This window comes from Curtobacterium sp. MCSS17_015, assembly GCF_003234265.2.
Taxonomy (GTDB): domain Bacteria; phylum Actinomycetota; class Actinomycetes; order Actinomycetales; family Microbacteriaceae; genus Curtobacterium.
In genome coordinates this window covers 375532-391181 of record NZ_CP126256.1, presented here as the reverse complement: position 1 = coordinate 391181, position 15650 = coordinate 375532, and the positions used below count along the sequence as shown (strand labels likewise).

Genomic DNA, 15650 nt, shown 5'->3' with positions numbered 1-15650 from the left:
GGACGTCGGGCGCCCGATCAGCCGACCTCGTCGCCCGTCGGGAGGGCCGTGCACCAGTCGATGGCGGTGCCCGCGAGCGATGCCTCGAGTGCACCCGACGTCGCGTCGACGACGCTGACGAGCGCCCCGCCGGACGACTGCGTCGCCACCGCGACGAACTGGCCGTTCGGCGACGGACAGACCCCGGTGATGCTCGCGTCGTCCGGGACGGTCACCGCGAGCCGGGAGGCCCGTGCCCCGTCCACGCGCAGGATGCGGGCCGCCAGGGTGCCGTCGGCACGGACCGACCCGACGACCCGCAGGTACGACCCATCAGCGATCGGCGCGATCCGGCCGAGGTAGGCCGATTCGGTGCTCGCCGCCGGCGCCGGCAGGTCGCTGCGCTCCCCCTCGGTCAGGTCGAGCTGCACGATGCCGTTGCCGGTCTCGACGACCGCGGTCGTCCCGGAGCCGACGAAGCCGTGCAGGTACGTGGCCGACCCCAGGCGGACGGCGTCGCTCCGCCCGCTCATGTCGACGAGCACCAGGTCGTCGGTCCCGGTCCGCACGAGGGCGCTCGCCGTGCGGGGCACGTACGCCCACTGAGCGACGGAGATCGGGGTCGCACCGACCGTCGGGGTGCCGTCGGCGGCGATCGGTTCGGGCTGGTGCGTGCCGGTGAGGTCGACGACGTACAGGCCGACGTCCTCCGAGCGCCCGGACGACGTGTCGGCGTACACGAAGCCGAACGAGGACCCGTCGACCGCCGCGTGCAGGGCCTTCGCGGTGCCCACCGGACTCGGCATGGACAGCCGCTCGACGGGCACGGCGTCGTCCTGCACCCCGCCGGCGAGCGGCACGATGTCGATCGCGGAGCCGCCGCCCTGGTCGTCCCGGAGCACGACGAGGGAGCGGGCGAGCACGGCGTACTCGGTGATGCCCTGCGCCCGGTAGACGGTCCGGGAGCCGGCGGCGTCGAGGCCACGGCGGACGATGCTGTCCGGGCCGCCTCCGGACCCCGGCACCACGGCGAGGACGTCGGTGCTGCCGGTCCGGATCGTCGTGCTGAGTTCGGACGTCGCCGCCTGCCCCGGCGCGCGCACACCGCGGACCGTCAGCGTGTACTCGCGGTCGTAGGCGAGGGGTCCGGCGAACTCGACCGCGACGGTGTTCCCGCTCGACGTGACCGAGAACGGGGCGGCCGGACGGACCCGCACGGCGGACGCCGGGACCTGCTGCACGGCCTGGTTCGCGGTGAGGATGACCCGCTGCGCCGGCCGGGTGACGAGGTCGCCGGCGTCGTAGGACACCGACCGCAGCCGGGGGCCCTGCTGCGACCCCACCACGGCGGCGAGCGTCGCGATGACGGCGAGCACCAGGACGGTCGCCAGGAACCGACGGCGGAACCGCTGCGTGACCGGGCGGCGCGGGCGGGACTCAGTACTCATACGGGTCCGAGGGCTGGTCGACCGGGGTGACCTCGGCGGCACGGATGACGAGGCGCGCGTCCGAGGACGTGTCCGGGTTCGCGGCGAGGGCGCCCTCGACGCGGACCCACTGACCCTCCTGCGGCTCGGTGTCGTCGGTCGTCACGCCGACGCCGACGGGCTGGGCGTCGACGGCACAGCAGCTGACGACGAAGCGACTGAGGGTGAAGGTGCCGTCCGCCCCGGGCACGACGAACCCGGTCAGGGTGAGCTTGCGGCCGACGAGCGCGGTCGTGTCGGTCGTCTGCCGGATGAGCGCTGCCCAGTCCTTGACGCCGTAGTCCGACGTGTCGACCGACTCGCTGCCGAGCAGGGCCACCGGCGCTCCGGCACCCGTCGCGTCGGAGAGCGACGCCGATCCCACGCTCCGCTGCTGGGCGGTGCGGGCGGAGAGCGTCGTCGGCGGCAGGACGAGCATCGCGACCACGGTCCCGATCGTGACCAGGGCGGCGACGGACCCGAGCACCAGGTGCAGGACGCGTCCGCCCCCGGCCGGGCGGGGTTCCGGGTCACCGTCGTGGGCGTGCGCGCCGTGGCGGGCGACGACGACGAGGCCCGCGACCGACGCGGGGACGGCGACCGCGGCCAGCACGAGGGTGAAGGTGGCGTAGCGCGGGTTGATGTACAGGTCGAGGTGGTCGGCGATCCCGAGCCACAGGGTGCCGAGGGCGACCGCGAGCACCGAACCGAGGCCGAGCAGGGTGCGGCGCATGACCGTCCGGTCGGGCCCCGTGCCGGCGGTGGGCCCGTGGTCGTGCTCGTGGTCGTGCGCCGTGTGCACGGCCTTCGACGGCTCAGACGAGGACATTCATCACCAACCCGACGGTCGCGGCGAACAGGACGCAGACGACGGCGAGCAGCACCAGGAAGCGTGCGCGGAACGTCGTGCGGAGCAGGGCGATCATCTTGACGTCGATGATCGGCCCGATGATGAGGAACGCGGTGATGGACCCGGGCAGGAACGTCGACGCGAAGGACAGCGCGAAGAAGGCGTCCACGTTCGAGCAGAGTGACACCGTCATCGCCAGGAGCATCATCGCGAGCACCGACAGCACCGGGTTCGACCCGACCGCGACCAGGGCGCTGCGCGGCACCGCGACCTGGATCGCCGCGGCCAGCCCGGCACCGACGAACAGGGCGGGCATCATCGTCGCGGTCTCGCCGCCGAAGTGCGATGCGCTCTCCCGCCACTTGTCGCGGACCGGCGGGGCACCGACGGCGGCACGGCACCGGGCCTCGAACGCGGGGAGCAGCAGGTCGGCCGGGCGTCGGTGTGCGGCGACGATCCAGCCGACGAGGTTCGCGACCACGAAGCCGCCGACGATGCGGGCGGGGAGGATCCACCCGGACCAGCCGAACGCCTGCGCGGTGCTGATGATGACGAGCGGGTTGAGGATCGGAGCCGCGACGAGGAAGGTGACCGCCTCGGCCGGGGTGAACCCGCGGAGCATGAGGCCGCGGGCGAGCGGGACGTTGCCGCACTCGCACACCGGGAAGAGCATGCCGATGAGCGAGATGACCGCGCGTCGGGGGATCGGTCTGGTCGGCAGGATGCGCTCGAGGACCCCGTGCGGGACCCAGACCTCGACGACGATCGACAGCACGATGCCGAGCACCACGAAGGGCAGGGACTCCACGACGACGCTGATCGCCAGCGTGAGGAAGTCCTGCAGGACGTCCGGCAGCCCCGCGGTGCCGACCGCCGGTGAGACCAGGCGGACGGCGAGGAGCGCCACGACGGCGGCGAGCACCAGACCGGGGCCGGTGAGCGTGCGGGAGCGCGTCGTGACGGGGCGGGCGCGGGTGCTCGTCACCCGGACAGGATAGGCGACCCGGGTCAGTGCCCGGCGACGAGGCCGGCGACGTGCCGCTCGAGCACGGCGATCGCCCAGTCGCCCGACTCCCCCGGTGCGAGACGGGCCACGTGCATCGCCAGGCCGTCGACGAGCGCGTGCAGTCGGCGGGCCTCGTACTCGCGGTCGGCCTCGGGGACCCCGAGCAGGTCGAGGACCATCTCGCACCACTGCCGCATCTCGGCGACGACCCGGTCGAGGGCGGGACGGAGCCCGGGATCGGTCAGGGCGGCGTTCCCGAGCGCCAGGTAGACGTCGAGTTCGATGACGCGTTCCTCGTCGAGGGGCAGCAGTTCGACGAGGACGGCGCGGACCCGGTCACCCGACGCCAGGTCGTCGGGGATCGCGTCGATGCGCTCGCGGGTCCGGGCGAACACGAGGGAGATGGCGTGCTCGCGGACGCTCGCCTGGGTGGGGAACGCGTAGCGGACGGTGCTCGGTGGCAGGCCGGCCTCCGCGGCGACGTTGCGGACCGACAGGGCACCGAGGCCGTCCCGGGCGAGGACCCGACAGGCCGCTTCCGACACCGTCCGGCGGCGTTCCTCGAGGTCGATGCTGCGCGACATGCACCAATGCTCGCACGACTGTACGACTTCGTGCTAGAACTGGTGGTCGTGAAGTCGCACACTCGTACGACTATGATCGAGAGGAGTCGCCATGGCCTGGGTCGTCCTGGTGCTGTCAGGAGTGCTGGAGGCCGTCTGGGCCACCGCGCTCGGAGCGTCGAACGGGTTCAGGAAGGTCGTGCCGACCGTCGTGTTCGTCGCCGGCATGGCCCTGAGCATGGTGGGACTGGCGTTCGCCATGAAGGAGATCCCGGTCGGCACCGCCTACGCCGTGTGGGTCGGCATCGGTGCCTCGCTGACCGTCGTCGTCGCCGTCCTGCGCCGAGAAGAGGCCGCGTCGGTCGCCCGCATCGCCCTCGTCCTCGGACTGGTCGCGTGTGTCGTCGGACTCAAGGTGGTCAGCTGATGCCCTGGGTCGTCCTCTTCGTCAGCGCCGCGTTCGAGACCGTCTGGGCCACCGCCCTCGGTGCGAGCGACGGCTTCACCCGCCTCGCCCCGTCCCTCGTGTTCGCCGTCACGATCATGCTGAGCCTCGGCGCCTTCGGCTACGTCCTCAAGCACATCCCGATCAGCACCGCCTACGCGGTGTGGACCGGCACCGGCGCCGCGCTCACGGTGCTCTGGGGCATGGCGACGGGTGCCGAACCGGTCACGCTCCTCCGCCTGCTGTTCATCGCCGGCATCGTCGGCTGCGTCGTCGGCCTGAAGCTGGTCCCCGCGCGGCCGCCCGAGCCGCGCCGCGCGGGCCGAGCCTCCGCCGGGCGGGCCCCTGCGCCCGACCGCGAGGCGGATCCCGTCCGTCAGGTGGTCACCGGAGAGGTCAGACCGACGCGCCGGTCCACTCGTCGACCGCGGCCACGTGGTCGGTGCCGGCCGTGCCGGCCGCTCGTGCGGCGGCGACGCGCTCGGCGTGCGTCGGCGGGTTCGCCGGCACGTGCTCCGGGCGGTCGGACTCGTTGATGCGGCGGAGCTCCGGCACGATGTCCTCGGCCAGGATGTCGATCTGCTCGAGCACGGTCTTGAGCGGCAGACCGGCGTGGTCGATGAGGAACAGCTGGCGCTGGTAGTGGCCGACGTGGTCCTTCATCGTGGCGTACCGGTCGATGACCTGCTGCGGCGAACCGACGGTGAGCGGCGTCTGGGTCGTGAAGTCCTCCATCGACGGCCCGTGTCCGTACACCGGGGCGTTGTCGAAGTAGGGGCGGAACTCGTCGATCGCGTCCTGCGAGTTCTTCCGCGCGAAGAACTGTCCGCCGAGCCCGACGATCGCCTGGTCAGCACGACCGTGACCGTGGTGCTCGTAGCGCTGGCGGTACAGGCCGACCATCTGCTCGGTGTGCTGGATCGGCCAGAAGATGTTGTTGTGGAAGAAGCCGTCGCCGTAGTAGGCGGCCTGCTCGGCGATCTCCGGGGTGCGGATCGAGCCGTGCCAGACGAAGGGCGCGACGCCGTCGAGCGGACGCGGGGTCGAGGTGAAGCCCTGCAGCGGCGTGCGGAACTGCCCCTGCCAGTTCACGACCTCGTTCTCCCAGAGCTGGCGGATGAGCGCGTAGTTCTCGACGGCGAGGTTCAGGCCCTGGCGGATGTCCTTGCCGAACCAGGGGTAGACCGGGCCGGTGTTGCCGCGGCCCATCATCAGGTCCATGCGGCCGTCGGAGATGACCTGGAGCATCGCGTACTCCTCCGCGATGCGCACCGGGTCGTTCGTGGTGACCAGGGTCGTCGACGTGGAGAGGGTGATGTCCTTCGTCACACCGGCGAGGTAGCCGAGCATCGTCGTCGGGCTCGACGCCACGAACGGCGGGTTGTGGTGCTCACCGGTGGCGAAGACGTCGAGCCCGGCCTGGTCGGCGTGCTGCGCGATGGTCATGATGTCGCGGACGCGCTGGGTGTCGTCCGGCGTGGTTCCCGTGGTGGGGTCGGTCGTGACGTCACTGACCGTGAAGATCCCGAACTGCATGATGCGCCGCCTCGTCTGTCTCTGGCTCGTTCCGGTTCGATGCGTTTGCATCGACCTGATGGGTCCAACGTAGCGCAGGCCGTGGCATTCCCGCGAGCGTCAGACGCGGACCGGAGGCGCCGACGCACTCGTCGTCGGCGGCACGTGGTGCATGCCGTCCGCCAGCCACACCGCGGTGATGGCGGCGAGGACACTCGCGGACGACGCCATCCGCCCCGCCAACAGCATGGCGTCGTGGTCCCCGTCCCCCGCCGTGCCGACCAGGAGCGCGACCACACCGACCACCAGCGCCGCCCCGACCGCGACGAGGAGCACCACCGTCACCACCCGACGCGGGCCACGTCGGCCGTCGCGGTCCCCTCGGACACCCCGGTCCACCTGGGGTCCGAGGGCCCGGACGAGCCCGAGCCAGAACAGCGCCACCGCACACGCGCCGACGATGTCGCTCACGCGGTGCCACCCGTACACGACCGTCTGGTTGGCGACGAACACCGCGTAGACGGCGCCCACGACCAGGACGGCCGGCCGGAAGCGTCGGGGCGTGACCATGAGCACGGCGAACGACGCGGCGAGTGCGATCGTCGCGTGGCCGGACGGGAACGAGTTCGGCGTCGTCGACTGAGCGATCTCCGGGCGCTCGGCGATACGCTTGAGCAACGTCGAGGTGGCCGCGGACGCGAGCACCACGAAGCCCGCTCCGAGCCCCACGGCGAGCCGCCTGCGTGCGAACGCGACGGCGGCGATCACGACGACCAACAGCAGGATCACCGGCACCGAGATGACGTTGAGGGCGGTGTCCGACCCGAACAGGTCGGACTCGCGGACACCGCCGAGCGCGGCGTCCTCGATCCGCTGCCCCGCCGGCGTCAACACCGCGACCGCGTAGACGGAAGGCACGATCACGAACCCCAGAGCCGCGAGCAGCGCCCACCGGAACCTCCGGGACACGCTCGGTCCACGTCCCTCGTCACGGGACTCCGGGGCGGTGCGCTCGGGGGTCCGGATCACGGGCATCGTCCTCCTCGGTGTCATGGTGGTCGGTCTCGTCATCCGTCTGGTGGGCGGGAAGCGATTGGGTCGCTCGGGGCCCGACACGATACCGTTGCAGCACTCGTCGGGAGCTGGGAACACCAGCCTCCGGAGCAAGGCCACGGCCGTCCTGCAGCAGGTGTCCGGACAGCGTGACACAGGTCGGGCCGGCTCCGGTCGGGCCAGCTCCGGTCGGGCCGGTGCACAGCTGCGAGACGGCGGGCAGCCGTACAGCGCGATCGTCGCGCAGGAAGAGGAGACCGAAGTGGCCATCAAGGAACCGGGCATCACCGCCTCGCCGAACCGCGCCCTGGCGATGACCGCCGGCACGCTGTTCGCGATCTGGGGCTTCCTGGGCTTCTTCTTCGCGCAGGACAACGGCGGCGCGTTCTTCAGCCGCGAGGGCGGGTTCCTCTGGAACTCCTTCATGCTCAACCCGGCACTCTGCGCGATCTGGGCGCTCCTCGCGGCCGCGTTCTTCATCGTGGGCCTCGGCAACACGATCGGGTCCCGCGCGGTGAACCTCGTCATCGGCGTCGTGCTGCTCGTCCTCGCCGTCTACGGCTTCGTGTTCTCGAACACCTCGGCGAACGTGCTCGCACTCAACACGACCGACAACGTCTTCCACGCCGTCGTCGGCGTCGTCCTGGTGCTCACCGCACTCGGCGCCGACAAGGAGAACCTCCGCGCCCTGCGGGCGGCCGGCGCGCGCGCCTGACGCTCCCCGAGCCCTCCCGACGCCCGTCTGCCGGTCCGGCAGGCGGGCGTCGTGGTGTCCGGGGCGGCGACGCGGCGAGCAGCACTGCCGGGAGGGCGGTGGGGCACTGCCGGGAGGGTGGTCGGCGCGACAGCGCCGCCGGGAGGCCCGTGGGCGCGCCGACAGGAGGCCCATGGGCGCGGCGGCGGCAGCGGCAGCCGTCCCGGAGTGGTCGCGCAGCGCGCCACAGCTCGCGCACGTCCCCGTCCCCGTGCGCGTCCCCGTCAGGAGTCGGCGGGGTCCTCCGCCCCACCCGGCGCGTCCGCGTGGGCCGGCTTCGCCGCCTCGAGCTGGGTCGCGACGACCCGGGGTGACTCGGACATGAACCGACGCACGTCCAGGTCGACGATGATGTCCGCCGGACGGAGCGGCCGTGTCAGGTACAGCCCGTCGAGCGACGTCAACCGCGACAGCGCCACGTACGTCTGCCCGGCGCTGAACACCCGGTTGCCGAGGTCGACCACCGCACGGTCGTAGGTGCTGCCCTGCGACTTGTGGATCGTCACCGCCCACGCCAGCCGGAGGGGGAACTGCTGGAACTCCCCCACGGTGTCCTTCTTGAGCTCCTTCTTGTCCGGGTCGTAGGAGTACTTGAACTTCTCCCACACGGACGGCTGCACCTCGAAGTCCTCACCGTCGACGCTGACCCACACCGTGTCCCGGATGCTCCGCACGATGCCGAGGGTCCCGTTCACCCAGCGCTGGTCCGGGTCGTTGCGGAGGAACATCACGTGTGCGCCGGGCTTCAACTCGAGCGCTTCGTCAGCCGGGAAGGTGCGCCCACCGAAGTCGCCGTTGACGTCCGCCCTGGCCGTCTTCACCTTGCCGGGGAGTCGTTCGAGGGCCGCCTTGTTGATCCGGGCCACGGTGTCGTTCCGCGTCGCCAGGGTGATCGCGTCGTCCGGGGCGGGGCGGGCTCCGGCGTCGTTGAGCTGCTGGGCGACGTCCGCGGTGACCCGCCCGTGCCGGACGGCGGTGAGCATCGCGGCGAAGGCGTCGTCGCGCTGACGGTGCACCGTGGCGAGCTCGATGATGTGCAGCTCGGCTTCGAGCCACACCTTCGCGTCGAAGAACCACATCGACCGGTAGTGGTCGGTGAAGTACGCGCGCTCGTCGCCGTCGCCCGGGACCGGGGGGAGTTGGTACGGATCACCGAACATGACGACCTGGACGCCCCCGAACGGTTCGGACCGCCGACCGCGTGCCTTCCGCAGCGCCCGGTCCATCGCGTCGAGCAGGTCGGCGTTCACCATCGAGACCTCGTCGATGACCAGGGTGTCGATGGTGTTGAGGAGCTTGCGGGTGTCGGGCCCCTGCTGCAGTTCGGCGTCGGCGATGAGGCCGATCGGCAGGCGGAACAGCGAGTGGATGGTCTGCCCGCCGACGTTGAGCGCGGCGACACCGGTCGGGGCGCAGATGACGACCTGCTTCTCGGTGTTCCACGACAGGTGGTTGAGCAGCGTCGACTTGCCGGTGCCCGCGCGTCCGGTGATGAAGACGTGGTCGCGGGTGGACTCGATGTACTCGAAGACCGCCCGCTGTTCGGCGGAGAGCTCGACGCTCACGGTGCGCTCGACCCGCTCGGCACGCCGTCATCGACACCGGCCGGAGCGGCGGCGACCGGGAGGCCCGTGGCCGCGTCCACCGCAGCGCTGCCGCCAGCCTCGTCCTGACGCCGCACTCGCACGAGTCCGACCACCACGACGGTGACGACCACGAGCACGCCGGCGACGATCAGGACCGTCCCGCCGCGTGCCTGGTCGACGAGCGGGTCCGGGCCCCAGGTGCGGCCCATCGCCCCGAACCAGGACGCCTGCAGCAGCCCGAGCGGTCCCTGCATGGCGATCCCGAGCGACACCGTGCCCGCGGCGACGACGACCGCACCGGCCACCCGCACCAGGAACGCCGCGGTCGACGGACGACGGGCGCCGATGGCGATCGGCGTGAGCAGGGTCGGGAGGGCCAGGAGCCCGACGAGCACGAGGACGAGGTCGACCACCGTGCGGCCCATGGCGTCACTGACGGACCAACGCAGCACGTCGGTCGCGTACACGCCCCACCAGACGCCGGCGAGCAGCAGGAACGCGGGGAACGGCTGGACGAGGTACCGCACCACGGCGTTGTCGACGAAGACCGTGGTCCACTCGGCGACCCCGGCGCTGTCGTCGGTGCGCGGCCGGACGGCGGCACGGATGAGCTGCACCGGAGCCGCGGCCCAGACGAGGGCGGGCACGACGAGCCCGAGCAGCACGTGCGCGCCGACGTTCGCCGACACGAGGTACCGGTCGTACGTGTGCAGGGAGCCGGAGGTCGCGACCACGAGCGCCACGACCGCGATGCCGGCGGCGACGGAGCGGCCGACCGGCCACGTTCGTCCCTGGCGGCGCAGCCGGACGACCCCCGCGGCGTAGGCGGCGACGAGCAGCACCGCGGCCATGAGCCAGAAGAGATCGATGTTCCAGTTCGTCGACCAACCCCACGGGCCGGGCGCGGTGGGGAGCGAGTCGTCGGTCAGGACCTCGGCGGGCGTCGGGTCGCTGGTCTTGCTCAGCGCCAGCTGCCCGGCGGGCGTCGCGGTCCGGCCGAGTGCGGCGGCGACGCCGGAAGCGACGCCCATCACCGCGAGCTCGACGACGACGAGCGTCCAGAACGGCCGGACCCGTGCGGGCGCGGTCGTCAGCGCGGCGATGACCCGGCGGCGGTGCACCGCCCCGATGATCCCCATCACGATGATGGCGCCCACCTTGACGAGCACCAGGACGCCGTAGGGGCTGCCGAGCTCGTCGAACGCCCCGAGACGGATCTGGGCCGAGACGACGCCCGAGACGGCGACGAGCACGAAGCAGCCGAGCGCCACGCTGGAGTAGCGGCCGACCACGGCGGCGAGACGCGCACCCGGCAGGACGTCGCGCACGAGCACGAGCATGACGAGTCCGCCCACCCAGAGCGCCGCACCGACGAGGTGCAGCCCGAGCGCGGTGACCGCGGCGTCGTGGCTGGCGGTCCCCGCGGCGTGGCCCTGCTGGGTGAGCGGGACGAGGCCGATCAGCGACACGGCCGTGGTCAGGGCGACCATCCCGCGCGACCGCACGGCGAAGCACAGCACCGTGACGACGGCGGCGACGAGCACGGTGGTGAGCCAGGCGAGACCGAGGTCGGTCCCGGTGAGGAAGACGCCCATCGACTGCCCGAAGCCGGCGTCGAGGCTGACGGCCCCACCCGCGACGCTGAGGTAGGTGAAGAACGTGGTGACGGCGGACGTGACGGTCCACACACCGGCAGCGCCCGCGGCGACGTCGACGGCCCGGTCCCACTCGGGTGCGGTCCGTGACAGGCCGATCGTGGCGAGGCCGAGCCCGCCGATGGTCGCCGCTGCCGACAGGTCGACGAGCATGCGGGTGAGCGGCAGCCCGAAGCGGACCACCGCCCCGGGGTCGGCGATGAGGGCGGCGTCGGCACCACCGCCGACGACGAGCGCCACGAGCAGGGACACGAACGCCACGAGCAGCAAGACGCCGGGGCCGGCGATGCGCGCGATGCGGTTCACCCGTCAAGCCTAGGCGGTGCCCCGGGCGCTCCGGGAACGCCGAGGGGCGTCTCTGGACGGTGGCGAGGGCCCGGCGGGGACGACGGAAGGGACGGCGCGGACGCCGTCCCTTCCGTGGAGCTGAGCGGTCCTACTTGACGGCTGCCTTGAGCTTGCTGCCGGCGCTGACCTTGACCGAGTCGCTCGCGGCGATCTCGATGGCCTCACCCGTCTGCGGGTTGCGGCCGGTGCGCGCGGCGCGGTGGGTCTTCTCGAAGGCGATCCAGCCGGGGATCGTGACCTTGGTGTCGTCCGCGACGGACTTGCCGACGACGGCGAAGAGCGCGTCGACGACGCCGTTGACGGTGGCCTGGCTCTGGCCGGACTCGGCGGCGACGGCAGCGACGAGCTCGGTGCGGTTCAGTGACTTGTCAGCCATTGGATGTCCTCCTCGGACTTCTTGCGTATGGGTCGGACGCGGAACGTCCGGATGTTGCGGGACGGTTGCCCCGTGCTGCGGGCCCAGCGGGCCGAGGGCCCGTGGAACCGGTGATGAACCTACCAGCCGGTTCCGTCGTTCCTCGTCGACTCGCCCGGTTTTCCGGGCCTGTCGAGCAACGCAAGGGGCTGCTGTGACCCGTGTGACGACCGTTGTCGCTGTCTGCCGTCAGAGGATGACGCGTGCCGGACAACGACGACGCCCCCGCGACCTCGGGAGGTCACGGGGGCGTCGGCAGGACTGGTGCTTACCAGGAGCTCTTCGTGATGCCGGGGAGCTCACCACGGTGGGCCATGTCGCGGAACCGGACACGGCTGATGCCGAACTCACCGAGGTGACCGCGGGGGCGGCCGTCGATGGCGTCGCGGTTGCGGTAGCGGACCGGCGACGCGTCGCGCGGCAGCTTCTGCAGGCCGACACGGGCGGCCTCGCGGGACTCGTCGGTGCCGTTCGGGTCCACGAGGGCCTTCTTCAGCTCGAGGCGACGCTCGGCGTAGCGCTCGATGATGACGGCGCGCTGGTTGTTCTTCGCGATCTTGCTCTTCTTCGCCATGGCCTAGCGCTCCTCACGGAAGTCGACGTGCTTGCGGACCACCGGGTCGTACTTCTTCAGCACGAGACGGTCGGGGTTGTTCCGGCGGTTCTTCTTGGTCACGTAGGTGAACCCGGTGCCCGCGGTGGAACGAAGCTTGATGATCGGACGGATGTCCTGACCCTTCTTCGCCATCAGATCTTCTCCCCACGGGCGAGGATGCCCGCCACGACGGATTCGATGCCACGAGCATCGATCACCTTGATGCCCTTGGCGCTGACGTTGAGCGTCACGTTACGACGCAGCGACGGCACGTAGTAGGTCTTCTTCTGCACGTTCGGGTCGAAGCGACGCTTCGTCCGACGGTGCGAGTGCGAGATGTTGTGACCGAAGCCGGGAACGGCGCCGGTCACCTGGCACACTGCAGCCATGGTTTCCTCCTGATGAATACCGTGCAGCCGATCGGCTGCACCCAAGGTCACTTGCCTGGCACGCACGCGCTGCACCACCGGAGTGGCTGAGCGAGGGGGTTGTGCGCGCCGCCCAGACCGGGGGCGGTCCGGATCGACGAGTCGACCTGGGCCAGCGCATCCGGGCCTGGAGGCTCGGATCCGGTACCACGCGACCGCGGCGTTCGCGACGGTCGGAGGGCAGAACAACGGGCGCTCCGCGCAGGCGCGGAGAACCAGCCGCCCACGTTACGCGACCCTCGGGCGCGTCGCAAGCCGGGCCTCCCGTGCACGACTGCGTCCGCGGCGGCCGGGCCGCAACCGCGGCCGCTCGCCGACGTCAGCGGCGCAGGCCCGACGGCGGCAGGAGCAGTCCGCGCTCCTGGCGGATCCAGTAGAGCCCGGTCGCGCGCCGTTCCGCCCGGGTGGCGAACCGGTACCGGAACACCCGCGCCCGCACCCACCGCGGCCGCTGCCCGTCGAACGGGTCGTGCCGGAGCAACCGGAGCGTCCTCCGGTCCGCCTCGAGCAACCGGAGCACGAACACCCGGAACCAGCCGTCGTCGGCCCCGAGCGCCAGGAACCACATCAGCCAGTCGAGCCGTAGGTGGTACGGCGCGAACTGGGCCGGACGGCGGCGCGGATCACCGGGCTTCCCCTTGAACTCGTAGGGCAGCCAGTCGTCCTCGTCCGGGACCTCGGCGAGGGTCCCCTCGACGATCACCTCGTCCCGCTCCTGCGTCACGCTGCCGAAGGCGCCGTAGGCGTTGGCGAGGTGCCAGCGGTTGAAGGACGCGTTCATGAGCTGCCGCCGGGAAACCAGGTTCTTCGCCGACGGCCAGGACAGCACGAGCAGCAGCAGGCCGACCGCGACCGTCAGGCCGACGAACCACGCTGGCGTCGCGGTCGGGCCGACCTCCGCGACGTCCTGGAGGAACGGCAGCACCGTCGCGATCGACCGGTCGTCGATCGCGGCGAAGGTGAGCACGAGGGTGATCCAGTTGAGCCAGGCGAAGTTCCCCGTCACGACGAGCCACGCCTGGGTGAGCAGGACCAGTGCCGCGGCGATCGAGGCGACCGGCTGCGGGGCGAAGAGCAGGAACGGGACCCCCAGCTGGACGACGTGGCTGCCCAGGGTCTCGAGGCGATGCACCGGCCGGGGCAGCAGGTGGGCCGTCCGCGACATCGGGTTCGGCATCGGCTGCGTCTCGTGGTGGTAGTACAGCGCCGTCAGGTCCCGCCACGACCGGTCCCCCCGCATCTTGATCATGCCCGCGCCGAACTCCAGCCGGAAGACCAGCCAGCGGATCGCGATGAGGACGACGATCGGCGGTGCGACCTCGTCCGACCCCAGGAACGCGACGACGAACAGGGACTCGAGCAGGAGCGACTCCCACCCGAACGAGTAGAACGTCTGCCCGACGTCCGAGATCGACATGTAGGCGAGCCACAGCAGCAGGAAGCAGACCACCGGCACCCATGCCGGCCCCCGCTGCGGCAGACCGACGACGATGCTGGCCGACAGCACGGCGCCGCCACCCGCGAGGATCCGCAGCCGCCGGTCGGTGTAGCGCCACCACCGCCACACGACGGGCAAGGTCTGCGCGTACCGCCGCTCCATGAACCGCGGGACGGGCAACAGGCCCCGCTCGCCGAGGAGTGCCGGGAACTGGGCGATCGCGGACAGGAACGCCAGGCACGCGATCGCCGCCACCCCGCGCTGGAGCACGAAGCGGGCGACGTCGTAGTCGCCCGCGCCCGCCCAACTCGTCCATGCCTGAAGGTCCACGGGCCGGAGGCTACGCGGGCGGTGCCGCGGGGAGGTCCGGGACCGCGCAGTCCGGCCGGAGCGGGTGACGGCTGACCGCGGCCCCGGCACCAGCGTCGTGAAGCGATGGCAGGAACGCGCTGGTCACCCGGACCGCCGACAGGTGATTGATGTCGACCGAGTCGACCCATTCCTCGTCCGGGATCCCGGCGATGCCTTCAGGGTGGACCCGTGCGGCTCCGGCATTGTCGACCAGGATGTCGACGCGGCCCGAGGCATCGAGTGCGGCGGTGGCGAAGCCTTCGACTCCGTCCACGGTGCTGATGTCGCCTGGGATGAAGGTGGCGCCGTCCGGAGTTTCGCCGGTAGCGCTGCGAGCGGTGACGACGACAGTCGCGCCGCCGTCGCGGAGTCGCCGCGTGATCGCGGCGCCGCGTCCTCGCGAGCCCCCGGTCACGACGGCACGCTTGCCAGCGAACTCGGTGCGGTCGGGCGGATTGATGTCGGTGAACATGCGCGGGTCAGATGGTGGCGGGAAGGCCGGGCAGGAAGACCAGGCGGCGGCGCATCGCGGTCGCTGCGATCTGACGGGCGGGCGCGTACTCCTCCGAGTCGTACCAGGCCTCAAGGGTCTCCATGTCGGGCCACTCGACGACGGCGAGCACGATGCCGGCGTCACCCTCGGCGATGGTGGGCTGGGCGCCGAGGACGACGAAGCGGCCCCCGAACTCCTCCACCGTGCCCGGCGTCGATTCGGAGTAGCGCTGGGCGCCGGCGGGGTCGAGTACTTCGAAGACCTCGGTGACGCTGTACGCGGGCGTGCGGGTGGTGGCATTTTCGGACATTGCGTGCTCCTTCGTCGAGGAGGAGGGCATCGGACCCATTGCACGGCGTCATCGATGCGTACGTCACCCCCGCACATCGGGACCACCCCGAGGCTGGCTGTCCCTCGGCTGCGCTGCCGGTCGACGCCAGCCGGCACGGGGCGGCACCACAGGCGGCATACCTGGTCGGGCTGGAGGGGTACTTCGCGAACATCACCGATCTGCTCTTGCAGCGCGCCGACGAGGATGGCGTCGAGCTGAGTCCGCCGGCCGCGCGCGAGCAGGCAATCGCGATGTTCAGTCAGATGGTCGGTGCACTCGTGATCTCCCGCGCCGTCGCCGAGCCGGACACGTCGTTGTCCAACGAGATCCTGACCGCAAACACCCGACAACTCCATCGGCAGTGACGGCAGTCGACGAC

General features: G+C 71.5%; 18 protein-coding genes and 1 pseudogene. 4 read left to right on the top strand and 15 right to left on the bottom strand.

Translation table 11 applies throughout. The features are described from left to right. Positions 1-17: 17 nt before the first annotated feature. The 4 genes from DEJ18_RS01870 to DEJ18_RS01855 are packed head-to-tail and all read right to left on the bottom strand — an operon-like array spanning position 18 to position 3885. Positions 18-1427, bottom strand: a complete 1410-nt coding sequence (locus DEJ18_RS01870; protein WP_111209337.1) for a PhoX family protein — start codon at positions 1425-1427, stop codon at positions 18-20. After that, positions 1417-2274: a TIGR03943 family putative permease subunit gene (locus DEJ18_RS01865; protein ID WP_111209336.1), complete on the bottom strand. Its 858-nt coding sequence runs from the start codon at positions 2272-2274 to the stop codon at positions 1417-1419. Before DEJ18_RS01865 ends, DEJ18_RS01870 begins: the two co-directional genes overlap by 11 nt. Then, a complete protein-coding gene (locus tag DEJ18_RS01860; protein ID WP_111081887.1) occupies positions 2261-3280 on the bottom strand; it encodes a permease in 1020 nt (339 codons plus the stop codon). The genes DEJ18_RS01865 and DEJ18_RS01860 overlap by 14 nt, the downstream gene beginning before the upstream one ends. 23 nt (positions 3281-3303) lie before the next feature. Further along, entirely contained in the window at positions 3304-3885 is a 582-nt protein-coding gene (locus tag DEJ18_RS01855) for a TetR/AcrR family transcriptional regulator (protein ID WP_111209335.1), read from the bottom strand. A 91-nt stretch (positions 3886-3976) separates the two neighbouring features. On the opposite strand from DEJ18_RS01855, the gene DEJ18_RS01850 reads away from it, so the two are divergent. Together DEJ18_RS01850 and DEJ18_RS01845 are read left to right on the top strand one after the other, a co-directional pair. Further along, positions 3977-4291: a DMT family transporter gene (locus DEJ18_RS01850; protein ID WP_111081885.1), complete on the top strand. Its 315-nt coding sequence runs from the start codon at positions 3977-3979 to the stop codon at positions 4289-4291. Continuing rightward, positions 4291-4503, top strand: a pseudogene (locus DEJ18_RS01845) (DMT family transporter); the annotation flags it as partial. The gene DEJ18_RS01850 and the pseudogene DEJ18_RS01845, both read left to right, overlap by 1 nt. A 202-nt stretch (positions 4504-4705) precedes the next feature. Here the strand turns inward: DEJ18_RS01845 and DEJ18_RS01840 are convergent. Together DEJ18_RS01840 and DEJ18_RS01835 are read right to left on the bottom strand one after the other, a co-directional pair. After that, on the bottom strand, positions 4706-5845 hold the full coding sequence (locus tag DEJ18_RS01840) for a CE1758 family FMN-dependent luciferase-like monooxygenase (protein WP_111209334.1): 1140 nt from the start codon (positions 5843-5845) through the stop codon (positions 4706-4708). A 99-nt stretch (positions 5846-5944) separates the two neighbouring features. Continuing rightward, on the bottom strand, positions 5945-6859 hold the full coding sequence (locus tag DEJ18_RS01835) for a phosphatase PAP2 family protein (protein ID WP_181434091.1): 915 nt from the start codon (positions 6857-6859) through the stop codon (positions 5945-5947). 280 nt (positions 6860-7139) lie between these two features. On the opposite strand from DEJ18_RS01835, the gene DEJ18_RS01830 reads away from it, so the two are divergent. Continuing rightward, positions 7140-7592, top strand: a complete 453-nt coding sequence (locus DEJ18_RS01830; RefSeq protein WP_181431167.1) for a DUF4383 domain-containing protein — start codon at positions 7140-7142, stop codon at positions 7590-7592. A gap of 263 nt (positions 7593-7855) precedes the next feature. Here DEJ18_RS01830 and DEJ18_RS01825 read toward each other — a convergent pair whose 3' ends face one another. The 9 genes from DEJ18_RS01825 to DEJ18_RS01785 form a co-directional block, all read right to left on the bottom strand. Further along, positions 7856-9196 (bottom strand): ATP-dependent DNA helicase, encoded by a 1341-nt coding sequence (locus DEJ18_RS01825; protein WP_111209332.1) that lies wholly within the window; start codon positions 9194-9196, stop codon positions 7856-7858. Then, positions 9193-11178 carry a bifunctional copper resistance protein CopD/cytochrome c oxidase assembly protein gene (locus tag DEJ18_RS01820; protein WP_111209331.1) on the bottom strand — a complete coding sequence of 662 codons (1986 nt, stop codon included), beginning with the start codon at positions 11176-11178 and terminating at the stop codon, positions 9193-9195. Before DEJ18_RS01820 ends, DEJ18_RS01825 begins: the two co-directional genes overlap by 4 nt. A gap of 130 nt (positions 11179-11308) precedes the next feature. After that, entirely contained in the window at positions 11309-11596 is a 288-nt protein-coding gene (locus DEJ18_RS01815; RefSeq protein WP_111050904.1) for an HU family DNA-binding protein, read from the bottom strand. Between the two features lie 307 nt (positions 11597-11903). Further along, positions 11904-12209, bottom strand: coding sequence for a 30S ribosomal protein S14 (gene rpsN / locus DEJ18_RS01810; protein WP_110823155.1), 306 nt, complete (start codon positions 12207-12209; stop codon positions 11904-11906). Positions 12210-12212: 3 nt separating this feature from the next. Further along, positions 12213-12383 (bottom strand): 50S ribosomal protein L33, encoded by a 171-nt coding sequence (gene rpmG, locus DEJ18_RS01805; protein WP_022903746.1) that lies wholly within the window; start codon positions 12381-12383, stop codon positions 12213-12215. Next, positions 12383-12619, bottom strand: coding sequence for a 50S ribosomal protein L28 (gene rpmB / locus DEJ18_RS01800; RefSeq protein WP_110905118.1), 237 nt, complete (start codon positions 12617-12619; stop codon positions 12383-12385). Before rpmB ends, rpmG begins: the two co-directional genes overlap by 1 nt. A 358-nt stretch (positions 12620-12977) precedes the next feature. Then, complete coding sequence (locus DEJ18_RS01795; RefSeq protein ID WP_111209330.1) at positions 12978-14426, bottom strand: lipase maturation factor family protein; 1449 nt, start codon at positions 14424-14426, stop codon at positions 12978-12980. 10 nt (positions 14427-14436) lie between these two features. Further along, positions 14437-14919: an SDR family NAD(P)-dependent oxidoreductase gene (locus DEJ18_RS01790; RefSeq protein ID WP_111209329.1), complete on the bottom strand. Its 483-nt coding sequence runs from the start codon at positions 14917-14919 to the stop codon at positions 14437-14439. A 7-nt stretch (positions 14920-14926) separates the two neighbouring features. Continuing rightward, entirely contained in the window at positions 14927-15250 is a 324-nt protein-coding gene (locus DEJ18_RS01785) for a DUF1330 domain-containing protein (protein WP_181434090.1), read from the bottom strand. Positions 15251-15288: 38 nt separating this feature from the next. On the opposite strand from DEJ18_RS01785, the gene DEJ18_RS01780 reads away from it, so the two are divergent. Beyond that, the gene (locus DEJ18_RS01780; RefSeq protein ID WP_111209327.1) at positions 15289-15636 is read left to right on the top strand and encodes a hypothetical protein; all 348 of its coding nucleotides are present in this window, start codon (positions 15289-15291) and stop codon (positions 15634-15636) included. Positions 15637-15650 lie beyond the last annotated feature (14 nt).